The sequence below is a fragment of the Streptomyces sp. KPB2 genome (assembly GCF_003950055.1).
Taxonomy (GTDB): domain Bacteria; phylum Actinomycetota; class Actinomycetes; order Streptomycetales; family Streptomycetaceae; genus Streptomyces; species Streptomyces salinarius.
The window spans coordinates 3659580-3672751 of the sequence record NZ_CP034353.1; the positions used below are offsets into that span (position 1 = coordinate 3659580).

General features: G+C 67.7%; 10 protein-coding genes and 2 rRNA genes. 2 read left to right on the forward strand and 10 right to left on the reverse strand.

From position 1 onward, the window contains the following. Positions 1 to 163 precede the first annotated feature (163 nt). The gene (locus D1J63_RS16110) at positions 164 to 958 is read left to right on the forward strand and encodes an ECF subfamily RNA polymerase sigma factor, BldN family (RefSeq protein ID WP_007443701.1); all 795 of its coding nucleotides are present in this window, start codon (positions 164 to 166) and stop codon (positions 956 to 958) included. Between the two features lie 235 nt (positions 959 to 1193). Further along, on the forward strand, positions 1194 to 2444 hold the full coding sequence (locus D1J63_RS16115; protein WP_164712854.1) for a DUF5667 domain-containing protein: 1251 nt from the start codon (positions 1194 to 1196) through the stop codon (positions 2442 to 2444). Between the two features lie 52 nt (positions 2445 to 2496). Here the strand turns inward: D1J63_RS16115 and D1J63_RS16120 are convergent, their stop codons facing one another. The 10 genes from D1J63_RS16120 to D1J63_RS16165 all read right to left on the reverse strand — a co-directional run bounded on the left by D1J63_RS16120 (position 2497) and on the right by D1J63_RS16165 (position 12958). Further along, positions 2497 to 3567, reverse strand: a complete 1071-nt coding sequence (locus tag D1J63_RS16120) for a lysophospholipid acyltransferase family protein (protein WP_125629464.1) — start codon at positions 3565 to 3567, stop codon at positions 2497 to 2499. Between the two features lie 14 nt (positions 3568 to 3581). Next, positions 3582 to 4643, reverse strand: a complete 1062-nt coding sequence (locus tag D1J63_RS16125; RefSeq protein WP_102927133.1) for an NAD-dependent epimerase/dehydratase family protein — start codon at positions 4641 to 4643, stop codon at positions 3582 to 3584. A gap of 182 nt (positions 4644 to 4825) precedes the next feature. Beyond that, the gene (locus D1J63_RS16130) at positions 4826 to 4924 is read right to left on the reverse strand and encodes an AURKAIP1/COX24 domain-containing protein (RefSeq protein ID WP_003948845.1); all 99 of its coding nucleotides are present in this window, start codon (positions 4922 to 4924) and stop codon (positions 4826 to 4828) included. 109 nt (positions 4925 to 5033) lie between these two features. Beyond that, on the reverse strand, positions 5034 to 5246 hold the full coding sequence (locus D1J63_RS16135; RefSeq protein ID WP_007443703.1) for a helix-turn-helix domain-containing protein: 213 nt from the start codon (positions 5244 to 5246) through the stop codon (positions 5034 to 5036). Positions 5247 to 5375: 129 nt separating this feature from the next. Next, positions 5376 to 6191, reverse strand: coding sequence for a phosphatase (locus D1J63_RS16140; protein WP_125629467.1), 816 nt, complete (start codon positions 6189 to 6191; stop codon positions 5376 to 5378). 263 nt (positions 6192 to 6454) lie between these two features. Beyond that, positions 6455 to 7627, reverse strand: coding sequence for an acetoin utilization protein AcuC (locus D1J63_RS16145; protein ID WP_125629469.1), 1173 nt, complete (start codon positions 7625 to 7627; stop codon positions 6455 to 6457). Further along, a complete protein-coding gene (locus D1J63_RS16150; protein ID WP_125629471.1) occupies positions 7578 to 8825 on the reverse strand; it encodes an MFS transporter in 1248 nt (415 codons plus the stop codon). The genes D1J63_RS16145 and D1J63_RS16150 overlap by 50 nt, the downstream gene beginning before the upstream one ends. Before the next feature lie 97 nt (positions 8826 to 8922). After that, positions 8923 to 9570 (reverse strand): HAD family hydrolase, encoded by a 648-nt coding sequence (locus D1J63_RS16155; RefSeq protein WP_125629473.1) that lies wholly within the window; start codon positions 9568 to 9570, stop codon positions 8923 to 8925. 63 nt (positions 9571 to 9633) lie between these two features. Continuing rightward, positions 9634 to 9750: ribosomal RNA gene (gene rrf, locus D1J63_RS16160) — 5S ribosomal RNA — on the reverse strand. A gap of 84 nt (positions 9751 to 9834) precedes the next feature. Further along, positions 9835 to 12958: ribosomal RNA gene (locus tag D1J63_RS16165) — 23S ribosomal RNA — on the reverse strand. Positions 12959 to 13172 lie beyond the last annotated feature (214 nt).

Sequence of the window (13172 nt, forward strand, 5' to 3'; positions counted from 1 at the left end):
AATCGGGCACGGAAGCGACGTAATCGATGATTTGAGCAACTGGGCGTAGCAGTGCCTGCACGAAGCGTTATTCTCCTCAGACGCATTCCGGTGCCCCACCTTCGCTACGACGGGTGAATGGTTCCGTACTGCACGTGATGGAAGCTCTGCCTCTGGGAGTCCCGTGTACCCACACGTCGGGGTTGACGCCTCGGGCCTGGCTACGCTGCGCGCAACGGTCAAATCAGCCCAAGACCTGTTGCGCGGCTTCGTCCCCACCGCGTATGCCGTCCCCGCCCTCGCCGCGGCCGCCGTGCCCGCCGGTCCGTGCTACGCGCTGGCCGAAGGAAGCGCCGCCGTCGGCAGACGAGCGCGGTCGTCCTCGTCCGGGGCCGCCGCCACCACCCACCGCCGCCCCGCCGCGGACAGCGACAGCGCCCGCATGATGGAGCTGGTCGAGCGGGCCCAGGCCGGCGAGGCCGACGCCTTCGGCCGGCTCTACGACCAGTACAGCGACACCGTGTACCGCTACATCTACTACCGCGTGGGCGGCAAGGCCACCGCCGAGGATCTCACCAGCGAGACCTTTCTGCGGGCCCTCAGGCGCATCGGCACCTTCACCTGGCAGGGGCGCGACTTCGGCGCCTGGCTCGTGACCATCGCCCGCAACCTGGTCGCCGACCACTTCAAGTCCAGCCGCTTCCGCCTCGAGGTCACCACCGGCGAGATGCTCGACGCCAACGAGGTCGAGCGCTCCCCCGAGGACTCCGTCCTCGAATCGCTCTCCAACGCCGCCCTGCTGGAGGCCGTACGACGGCTCAACCCGCAGCAGCAGGAGTGCGTCACCCTGCGCTTCCTCCAGGGCCTCTCGGTCGCCGAGACCGCCCGTGTCATGGGCAAGAACGAGGGCGCGATCAAGACGCTCCAGTACCGCGCCGTGCGCACCCTCGCCCGGCTGCTCCCGGACGACGCCCGCTGAGGGCGTTCACTTCCCGCATCCCCCAAATCACCTTCGGTGAGAGTCTGTTGAGTCCGCGGTCCGATCATCCGCCGTCCGTAACCCAAGTGCCGCGCCGCTCGTTGTGCGGGATGCAGGCTCCCTGTGGTCACTCCCTGGCCGACTCCGATCACCCGATCGGATGGTTTCGATCAGGGCGTGCAACCCTCAGGACCCCCTGGGGAGTCGACCGTGATGACGAGAGGAGGTGCCGCCAGTGATCGCGAACGTATCGGCACACCGGCGGGCGAACGCCTTCGCCCAGGCTCTGGAGGAGCAGTCCGATCCCGGGGCGGCGGCCGAGCAGTCCGGAGGACCGGCACCCGCCGGGGCCACCGCGGAACCGACCGAGCAGGGTCGTCTGACGACCCTCGCCCGCGGTCTGGAGTCGCTGCCCCGGCCCGAGCTGGATCCCGAGGTCAAGGTCGTCCAGCGGGCCCAGCTCGTGGCCGCCTTCGAGGCCATGCTGCAGGAGGGCACCGCGAGCGGCGGGGCGGCGGACGCGTCGGTTCCTGAGCAGCGCCGGGCGCGCGGCACCCACCGCGCCGCCCCGCTGAGCAGGTTGCGGCCCCGCTCGCGGCTGGCCAAGGGACTCACCGCCGGCGGACTGAGCGTGAGCGTGGCCGCGGGGGCCTTCGGCGGAGTCGCCGCCGCCAGTTCCGACGCCCTGCCCGGCGACTCGCTCTACGGCCTCAAGCGCGGCATAGAGGACTTCCGCCTCGGCCTCGCCGACGGCAACGACGAGCGGGGCCGGGCCTACCTGGACCTCGCCTCGACCCGGCTCAGCGAGGCACGCCGGCTGATGGAGCGCGACCGCGGCGGCCCCCTCGACCACGAGTCCCTCGGCGAGATCCGGCGCGCCCTGTCCGGCATGCGGCACGACGCCTCCGAGGGCCACCGCCTGCTCAGCGCGGCCTACGCCCACGATCCCGACTCGCTGGCCCCCATGCAGGCCCTCTCGGCCTTCTCCCAGTCCCACCGGGAGACCTGGGGAGCACTGCGCGACCGGCTGCCCGTGCAGCTCGGGGACGTCAGTGAGCAGGTGTCGTCGGTGTTCGACGCCATAGACGACGACGTGGCCCCGCTGGAGTCCATGCTGCCGTCGTCACCGGCCCAGGGCGACGACGGCGGGGACGGCGGCCGACCGGGCGGCTCCGGCTCGACGACCACCGACGCCCCCGGTTCCGGTCACTCGTCGGCGCCCCGCACGGGCGACGACGGCACGTCCGAGCGCGGGCGTTCCCACTCCGACCGGCCCAGCGAGTCCGCCGACTCCGGCGACGAGAACGACGGTCTGCTCGGCGGCGGCACCGGCGGCCTGTTCGACCCGCCCGAGGACGACACCGGCACCTCCTCCCCGCCCGCGGGCGGCGGCGACACCCCGGCTCCCAAGCCGGACGTCACCCTCCCGCCGCTCCTCCCGGGCCTCCTGCCCGGCCTGGGCATCGAGGCGGAGGACGCGGACTGAGCCGACGGGGCGGATGTACGGCGGTGGGGCGACCCCACCGCCGTACGGCCGGTCAGAAGAACACCGACCGGCGCTGCACCAGCAGCTTGTAGAGCGTGTGCTGGATCTGCTCCCGCACCTGGTCGGTCAGGTTGAACATCAGCACCGGGTCCTCGGCCGCCTCGGGTGCGTAGCCGTCCGTCGGGATCGGCTCACCGAACTGGATCGTCCACTTCGTCGGCAGGGGCACCGCGCCCAGCGGCCCCAGCCACGGGAAGGTCGGCGTGAGCGGGAAGTACGGGAAGCCCAGCAGCCGTGCCAGGGTCTTGGAGTTGCCGATCATCGGGTAGATCTCCTCCGCCCCGACGATCGAGCACGGCACGATGGGCGCACCCTGCCGCAGCGCCGTGGACACGAAGCCGCCCCGCCCGAACCGCTGGAGCTTGTAGCGCTCCCCGAACGGCTTCCCGATGCCCTTGAAGCCCTCCGGCATCACCCCGACCAGCTCGCCCTGGGCGAGCAGCCGTTCGGCGTCCTCCGAGCAGGCCAGCGTGTGCCCGAGTTTGCGCGCCAGTTCGTTGACCACCGGCAGCACGAACACCAGGTCCGCCGCCAGCAGCCGCAGGTGCCGGTCGGCCGGGTGGTGGTCGTGCACGGCGACCTGCATCATCAGCCCGTCCAGCGGCAGCGTCCCGGAGTGGTTGGCGACGATCAGCGCACCGCCCTCGGCGGGGATGTTCTCCACGCCCTTCACCTCGACCCGGAAGTACTTCTCGTACACCGGGCGCAGCAGGGACATCAGCACCTGGTCGGTCAGCTCGGCGTCGTAGCCGAAGTCGTCGACCTCGTAGTCCCCGGTGAGCCGGCGGCGCAGGAAGGACAGCCCGGCCGCGACCCGCCGCTCCAGGCCGCCGTCCCCGTCGCCGTCACCTCCAGCCGACGACCCCACCGGCGCCTGCGGTCCGGACGGCGTCACGGGATCGTCCTCCCGGCCGTCCCGGCGATCGTCCTCGGGCGCGGCTGCTCCGCGCAGGGGCAGCGGCTGCACCTCAGCCGCCGGCCCCGACTCCGACTCCGTCTTCGCCCGGCGCCGGTTCCCCCGCGAACGGTCGTCGTCGAACGGAATGACCTTGGCGTCCGCCATCGTTGCTGCGCTCCTCAGTTGGCGCTCTGCGTCGGAAGGTGACCGCTGCCCCGCAGGGACAGCTCCGCGATCCGGTCGACGGCCCCCGCGAGGGCCTCGGGCGGCAGCAGCCCGGCACCCCGGCCGCGCGCGAAGTCCGCGAACGCCCCGGCCGTCGAGTACGTCGGCCGGAACCCCAGCGTCTCGCGCATCTGCGTGGTGTCCACCACCCGACCGTGGGTGAGCAGCCGGATCTGCTCGGGGGAGAAGTCCGTCATCCCCAGCGTACGCACGAGCGATCCCGCCCAGGTGACCGCCGGCAGCAGCAACGGCACCGTCGGCCGGCCGAGCCGCCGCGAACACTGGGAGAGCAGCAGCACACCGTCCCCCGCGATGTTGAACGTCCCGCTGTTCAGCGTGCCCCGCCGCGCCTCGTGCGAGCAGACCCGCAGCACCTCGACCACGTCGTCCTCGTGCACGAACTGCAGCCGGGGGTCGTAGCCGAACACCGTCGGCAGCACCGGCAGTCCGAAGTACGAGGCGAGCGGCGTGTCCGCGGCCGGGCCGAGGATGTTGGCGAACCGCAGCACGGTCACCGACACGTCCGGCCGCCGACGCGCGAAGCCCCGTACGTACCCCTCGACCTCGACCGCGTCCTTGGCGAAGCCGCCGCTGGGCAGGGACTTGGGTGCCGTGGTCTCGACGCAGACGGCGGGATCGCGCGGCGCGGAGCCGTAGACGTTCGTGCTGGACTTCACCACCAGCCGCCGCACCGTCGGCGACTTCTGGCAGGCGCCGAGCAGCTGCATCGTGCCGATGACGTTGGTCTCCTTCACCGACGTGCGGCTGCCGCTGCCCAGCGGCGTGCCCGTCACGTCCAGGTGGACGACCGTGTCCGCCCGCGTCTCGGCGAGCACCCGTCCGATGGCCGACTGCCGGATGTCCGCCTGGACGAAGTCCGCGCCGCCCAGATGGTGCTCGGGCGCGACGGCGTCCACCCCGACGACCCGCTCCACCTCGGGATCACGCTGGATCCGCCGGACGAACCGGCCGCCCAGCTGCCGGGCCACTCCGGTCACGAGCACGACCTTGCCCAAGATCAGCGCCTTCCTTCCGCCTGCTCCAGCCCCTCCAGCCTGCTCCGGCCAACTTAGCCGGTAGGTGTTGCGCGGTGATGACCGACGGACACGGCAGATGACGAAAAAGGGCCGCCGTACGACTGTGGCCCCCCACCGGATGCGGTGGGGGGCCACAGACCACGCTGACGGCGCGGCGTCGCTTACTTCTTGTTGCGACGCTGAACGCGCGTGCGCTTCAGCAGCTTGCGGTGCTTCTTCTTGGCCATCCGCTTGCGCCGCTTCTTGATAACAGAGCCCACGACTATCCTCGCTCACTTCTCATCACTCGGTTGGTGAGCGCCATGGGCCCACACGACCTACGAGGGGCCAGCCTACCGGTCCGAGCGCTGAGGTCGTAATCGAGGTCCGTCAGGCCGTTTCCACCCCCACGTAACTCTCGCGGAGGTACTCGTGAACCGCTTGCTCCGGGACACGGAACGACCGTCCGACCCGGATCGCGGGCAGATGACCACTGTGCACCAGCCGGTACACGGTCATCTTGGACACGCGCATCACCGCGGCTACCTCCGCCACGGTAAGGAACTGAACCTCGTTCAGAGGCCTTTCGCCAGCTGCAGCCATGACACACCTGAACCTTCCGCACTCGACGGCCACCGGCTTCCCCTTCCGGTGACTCTTCGTCGCTGCGTGCTCACTCCCCAATGTAGGGGCGGGTGATGCGAGTGGGGAAGAGGTGCACCCATCACTTCCCTACCGTGACAGACACGCCCGATTGAGTACGTAGCGGGTAAGCGGTCGGTAGTACTCGGACCGCACAGCGTCATCAAGCGGAACGGCGACGGACACCAGCCCCTCGGCCTCCCCCACGAAGAGCGCGGGATCGTCCGTATCGGCCGGCCCGATGGCCTCGAACCCCAGCTGACCTGCACCGCAGACCCACCCGTGATCCCCGATCACCAACTCGGGCAGCGGCCCGCCGCCCTCGGCCGCCGCCGCCAGCGCCGTACGAACCGGCAGCGGCGAGTGCGTGTGCGCGCCGGGCTCACCACCGGCGCACCCGACGGCGGGCTCCCGCACCAACGCGACTCCGCGGACGTAGTCGAGGTTGTACGTGCGTAGACCGAACCGGGTCGTTATGTCGACAGAGCGACCCTGCGCAGGGGTGAGGACAGCACATCCCGCCGCCGACAGCGCCTCGGCCAAGGCGACGTAGAAACCGAGCAGTCGATGCGGGTGCCCGGTGCCCAGCAGCACCGGAGCACGCCGCTCGGCGACCGCCGCGAGCCGGCCGGCGAAAGCGTCCAGGGCCACGAGGGTCCGGTCGGGGTCGATCAGGTCCGGCCCGGCGGTGTCGCGCGGATCGGCCGAAACACCGCACCTCTCCGCCATCAGTCCCAGCAGCTCCCGCTGCCCCCACTCCCGCTCCGGATCGATCCCGATCAGCACCCGGGGATCCCGCGCGGCGAACAACCGGTAACTCCGCAGACTCGCCTCCCGAGAGGTCGCCACCACCCCGGCCAGCCGAACATCAAGAAGATGAGCCCGAAGAGCTCCACGGGTCAGCACCCAACCGATGCTGCCGGTTCGCCCAGCGCCCGACCCAAGAAACGGAAGAATCTACGCACGGTCGGCGTAACGCCTCCCCGTGACTGCGGGCAGTCGCCCCCCAGCTGCGGGCAGTCGTGCCGCTGGGGCGGCACGGGTGGGCGCAGCGGCACCCGGCCTGCGCCGGACCCGCATCCCCACCCCGTACCGCACCGCACGCACCGCACCGCACCGCACCGCACCGACTGCGGGCAACCATCAAGCCGCCCGCACAGAAGCCACCCCTACGGCAAAAGCCCCCGCACCGGAAACACCGCCCGCCGAGCCGCCCGCACCGCCTGATCCACCCGGTCCGCAGGGTCGTACCCCGCCTCCCACGAGGCCCACGACACCGGCCACCGCCCGTCAGTCATCCGCATCGGCCCCAGCTGCCGCGTCCGCGCGTACACCTCTTGCCGCCACCCCTCCGGAATCACCGTCTCCGGCTCCACCGGCCGCCCCGCCGCGATCCCCACCAGATGCGCCCACGACCGCGGCACCACGTCCACCACGGCGTAACCGCCACCCCCCAGCGCCACCCACCGCCCCCCGGCGTACTCGTGCGCGAGGTCGTGACACGCCACCTGCACCGCCCGCTGCGCGTCCAGCGACACCGCGAGATGCGCCAGCGGATCCTCGAAGTGCGTGTCGGCCCCGTGCTGCGTCACCAGCACCTGCGGCCGGAAGTCGGCCAGCACCTCCGGCACCACCGCGTGGAACGCCCGCACCCACCCCGCGTCCCCCGTCCCGGCCGGCAGCGCGACGTTCACCGCCGACCCCTCCGCACAGTCCGCGCCCGTCTCCTCCGGCCACCCGGTCTGCGGGAACAGCGTCCGCGGATGCTCGTGCAGCGACACCGTCAGCACCCGCGGGTCCTCCCAGAACGCCGCCTGCACCCCGTCACCGTGATGCACGTCGACGTCCACGTAGGCGACCCGCTCGGCCCCCAGCTCCAGCAGCCGCGCGATCGCCAGCGCCGCGTCGTTGTACACGCAGAACCCGGACGCCGCGCCCGGCATGGCGTGGTGCAGCCCGCCCGCGAAGTTCACCGCGTGCAGCGCGTCCCCGCGCCACACCGCCTCCGCCGCCCCCACCGACTGCCCGGCGATCAGCGCGGAAACCTCGTGCATCCCCGCGAAGGCCGGGTCGTCCACCGTCCCGAGCCCGTACGACACGTCCGCCGCTCCCGGGTCCGCCGACGCCGCCTTCACCGCGTCGATGTAGTCCTCCCGGTGGACCAGGCGCAGCGTCGACTCCCCGGCCGGCCGCGCCGCGACGACCTCCACCTCCCGGTCGAGACCGAGGGCGCCGACCAGGCTCCGCGTCAGCGCGAGCCGGACCGGATCCATCGGATGCTCGGGGCCGAAGTCATAGCCCGTTACTGCCTCGTCCCACATCAGCTGTGCGCGGCCGCTCATGCCCGCCACCGTATCGGTCCGGCCGATCCCCGAACGACCTGGCGTACACGACCGTCACCAGCACCAACACCATGGGCACGAGCATCGCCCCGCGATAGCTCCAGGCGTCCCCGAGCGCACCCACCAGCGGCGAACCGATCAGGAAACCGACGTAGTTGAACACGTTGAGCCGAGCCACCGCCGCGTCGGACGCCCCCGGACGACCGTCCCGCTCCGCCGCCAGCCGCCCCGCCGCGGCGAACGTCTGCGGCACCAGCACACACAGCCCGAGCCCCAGCAGCGTGAACCCGAGCATCCCCACCCAGGCCCCCGGCGCCGACGCCACCACGGCGAACCCGCCCGCCGCGACCACGGCCCCGCCCCGCACCACCGCCACGGCCCCGAACCGCCGCACGCCGAAGTCCCCGAGGGCCCGGCCCACCAGCGTGGTCACCATGTAGACGTTGTACGGAACGGTGGCCAGCTGCTCCGAACTCCCCAGCACGTCCTGCAGATACTTGGCGCTCCAGTTGGAGACGGTCGAGTCCCCGATGTACGCGAACGTCATCACCAGACACAGCGGCAACAGCACCTTGAAGCCGACCCCGGCCCCGGCCCCGCCCGACCCCTTCTCCATCCCCTCCTCAGCCGTGCCACCGCCGTCCCCGTCGACGTACCACCGGCTCCCGGCCAACGCGGCCGGCAACAGCACGACGACCACCGGCAGATACGACACCCACAGCGCCAGGTCCCAGTGCGCCCCCGCCCACGCCAGCGAGGCCCCCAGGATCCCGCCGAGGCTGTACGTCGCGTGGAACCCGAGCATGATGCTGCGCCCGTACGCCCGTTGCAGGCTCACCCCGAGCATGTTCATCGACGCGTCCAGCGCACCGACGGACAGCCCGAAGACGGCGAGGGCGACGGCCAGCACCGCCACCCGGTCCCCCGCTCCGACGCCGAGCAGCGCCAGCAGCACCACCGGCTGGGACCAGCGCAGCAGCCGGCTCGGCCGCACGCGCCGCACCAGGCGCTCGCTCACCACGCTGCCGACCCCGGCCAGCACCGGCACGGCGGCGAGGAAGACCGGCAGCAGCGCGTCGGAGACGCCGTACCGGTCCTGGATGGCCGGGATACGCGTCACCAGCAGCGCGAAGGCGACCCCTTGGGCGAAGAAGCCGAACGCGAGCGAAGCCCTACCGCGCCGCAGCACATCAGTCATGGCGGCGAGCGTAAGGCCACGGCTTACCCGTGGGTAGATCCAGCCAAAGGTGAATTCTGCTCAGCTTCGATGGTCGCGTCGACCGTGCCGACGTTCGTCAGCGCACCAGCAGGTCGGCCAACTCCCCCATGTCCCCGAAGAGCCGGGTGGCGCCGGCAAGCTTCCCGGCCGATGTCATGGCGGTGAACCCGTACACGTCCATCCCGGCGGCGACCGCGGCCTGGACGCCGAGGGGGCTGTCCTCCACCACGGCACAACGCTCCGGTGCCACCCCCATCCGCGCGGCCGCGTGCAGGAACAGATCCGGGGCCGGCTTTCCCCGGCCCACGTCCTGGGAACTGAAGATCCGCCCGTCGTCGAACCACCGGTCGAGCCCGGCCTTCCGGTGCCCCACTCGAATCCGCTCATGGCTCCCAGAGGACGCCACGCAGTACGCCACCCCGTCCGCGGCAAGCTTCTCCAGCACACCGACGGCCCCCGGAACGGGCTCCAGTTCCCGCTCGAAGGCGGCGAACACCCGCCCGTGGAAGACGTCGTCGAAGTCCGCCGGCAGCCGCCGCCCCGTCCGCTCCCACACGAGGTCGTGCACGCGGTGCATGGCACCCCCCATGTAGTCCCGCAGCGAGTCCTCGTACGACGTCGGGTGCCCCAGCTCGGTGAGATAGCCGGCGAGCAACCGATTGGAAATCGGCTCGCTGTCGACGAGAACACCGTCGTTGTCGAAGATAACCAGGTCGTAGCGCATACCCCGACCCTAAACGCAGAAAGCCCCGCACCGTTCCCGGTGCGGGGCTTCCTCGCAATAATTGTTCGGCGGCGTCCTACTCTCCCACAGGGTCCCCCCTGCAGTACCATCGGCGCTGTAAGGCTTAGCTTCCGGGTTCGAAATGTAACCGGGCGTTTCCCCTACGCTATGACCACCGAAACACTATGAAACTCTCAACCGCACCACGCTGTGGACGTGGGGTTGTTCGTGGTTTCAGAACCAACACAGTGGACGCGAGCAACTGAGGACAAGCCCTCGGCCTATTAGTACCGGTCACCTCCACACCTCACGGTGCTTCCAGATCCGGCCTATCAACCCAGTCGTCTACTGGGAGCCTTACCCCATCAAGTGGGTGGGAGTCCTCATCTCGAAGCAGGCTTCCCGCTTAGATGCTTTCAGCGGTTATCCCTCCCGAACGTAGCCAACCAGCCATGCCCTTGGCAGAACAACTGGCACACCAGAGGTTCGTCCGTCCCGGTCCTCTCGTACTAGGGACAGCCCTTCTCAAGACTCCTACGCGCACAGCGGATAGGGACCGAACTGTCTCACGACGTTCTAAACCCAGCTCGCGTACCGCTTTAATGGGCGAACAGCCCAACCCTTGGGACCGACTCCAGCCCCAGGATGCGACGAGCCGACATCGAGGTGCCAAACCATCCCGTCGATATGGACTCTTGGGGAAGATCAGCCTGTTATCCCCGGGGTACCTTTTATCCGTTGAGCGACGGCGCTTCCACAAGCCACCGCCGGATCACTAGTCCCGACTTTCGTCCCTGCTCGACCCGTCGGTCTCACAGTCAAGCTCCCTTGTGCACTTACACTCAACACCTGATTGCCAACCAGGCTGAGGGAACCTTTGGGCGCCTCCGTTACTCTTTAGGAGGCAACCGCCCCAGTTAAACTACCCATCAGACACTGTCCCTGATCCGGATCACGGACCCAGGTTAGACATCCAGCACGACCAGACTGGTATTTCAACGACGACTCCACCCACACTGGCGTGCGAGCTTCACAGTCTCCCAGCTATCCTACACAAGCCGAACCGAACACCAATATCAAACTGTAGTAAAGGTCCCGGGGTCTTTCCGTCCTGCTGCGCGAAACGAGCATCTTTACTCGTAGTGCAATTTCACCGGGCCTATGGTTGAGACAGTCGAGAAGTCGTTACGCCATTCGTGCAGGTCGGAACTTACCCGACAAGGAATTTCGCTACCTTAGGATGGTTATAGTTACCACCGCCGTTTACTGGCGCTTAAGTTCTCAGCTTCGCCTGGACGAATCCAAGCTAACCGGTCCCCTTAACGTTCCAGCACCGGGCAGGCGTCAGTCCGTATACATCGCCTTACGGCTTCGCACGGACCTGTGTTTTTAGTAAACAGTCGCTTCTCGCTGGTCTCTGCGGCCACCCCCAGCTCACGGAGTAAATCCGGTCACCAGGTGTGGCCCCCCTTCTCCCGAAGTTACGGGGGCATTTTGCCGAGTTCCTTAACCATAGTTCACCCGAACGCCTCGGTATTCTCTACCTGACCACCTGAGTCGGTTTAGGGTACGGGCCGCCATGAAACTCGCTAGAGGCTTTTCTCGACAGCATAGGATCATCCACTTCACCACAATCGGCTCGGCATCAGGTCTCAGCCACAAGGTGTGCGGATTTACCTACACACCGGCCTACACCCTTACCCCGGGACAACCACCGCCCGGGATGGACTACCTTCCTGCGTCACCCCATCACTCACCTACTACAGGTCTGGTTCGTCGGCTCCACCACTCCCACTGACGGCAAAGCCGGCAGCAGGCGGTTTCACGGACTTAGCATCGCCTGGTTCGATGTTTGACGCTTCACAGCGGGTACCGGAATATCAACCGGTTATCCATCGACTACGCCTGTCGGCCTCGCCTTAGGTCCCGACTTACCCTGGGCAGATCAGCTTGACCCAGGAACCCTTAGTCAATCGGCGCAAACGTTTCTCACGTTTGTATCGCTACTCATGCCTGCATTCTCACTCGTCAACCGTCCACAACTACCTTCCGGTGCTGCTTCACCCGGCAGACGACGCTCCCCTACCCATCCATACAGGCGTTGGCCCTATTGTATGAATGACACGACTTCGGCGGTACGCTTGAGCCCCGCTACATTGTCGGCGCGGAATCACTAGACCAGTGAGCTATTACGCACTCTTTCAAGGGTGGCTGCTTCTAAGCCAACCTCCTGGTTGTCTGTGCGACTCCACATCCTTTCCCACTTAGCGTACGCTTAGGGGCCTTAGTCGATGCTCTGGGCTGTTTCCCTCTCGACCATGGAGCTTATCCCCCACAGTCTCACTGCCGCGCTCTCACTTACCGGCATTCGGAGTTTGGCTAAGGTCAGTAACCCGGTAGGGCCCATCGCCTATCCAGTGCTCTACCTCCGGCAAGAAACACACGACGCTGCACCTAAATGCATTTCGGGGAGAACCAGCTATCACGGAGTTTGATTGGCCTTTCACCCCTAACCACAGGTCATCCCCCAGGTTTTCAACCCTGGTGGGTTCGGTCCTCCACGACCTCTTACAGCCGCTTCAACCTGCCCATGGCTAGATCACTCCGCTTCGGGTCTTGAGCGTGCTACTAAAATCGCCCTGTTCGGACTCGCTTTCGCTACGGCTTCCCCACCCGGGTTAACCTCGCAACACACCGCAAACTCGCAGGCTCATTCTTCAAAAGGCACGCAGTCACGAGATACGTGCAAGCACGTATCCGACGCTCCCACGGCTTGTAGGCACACGGTTTCAGGTACTATTTCACTCCGCTCCCGCGGTACTTTTCACCATTCCCTCACGGTACTATCCGCTATCGGTCACCAGGGAATATTTAGGCTTAGCGGGTGGTCCCGCCAGATTCACACGGGATTTCTCGGGCCCCGTGCTACTTGGGTGTCTCACAAGCAAGCCGCTGACATTTCGACTACGGGGGTCTTACCCTCTACGCCGGACCTTTCGCATGTCCTTCGCCTACATCAACGGTTTCTGACTCGCCCTGTTGCCGGCAGACAACAGAAGTGAGATCCCACAACCCCGCACACGCAACCCCTGCCGGGTCTCACACGTGAACGGTTTAGCCTCATCCGGTTTCGCTCGCCACTACTCCCGGAATCACGGTTGTTTTCTCTTCCTGCGGGTACTGAGATGTTTCACTTCCCCGCGTTCCCTCCACACTGCCTATGTGTTCAGCAGCGGGTGACAGCCCATGACGACTGCCGGGTTTCCCCATTCGGACACCCCCGGATCAAAGCCTGGTTGACGACTCCCCGGGGCCTATCGTGGCCTCCCACGTCCTTCATCGGTTCCTGGTGCCAAGGCATCCACCGTGCGCCCTTAAAAACTTGGCCACAGATGCTCGCGTCCACTGTGCAGTTCTCAAACAACGACCAACCACCCATCACCCCGAGACTTACAATCCCGAGTGCACTGGGGCCGGCAACCGAAGACCCAGCCTCACGGCCGTGCCCTCAGACACCCAACAGCGTGCCCGACACCCTCGCCTTCCCTCACTCGTGTTCCACGCCGAAGCAGTACTAACGAGAAGATCAGGATCGAGTGTGC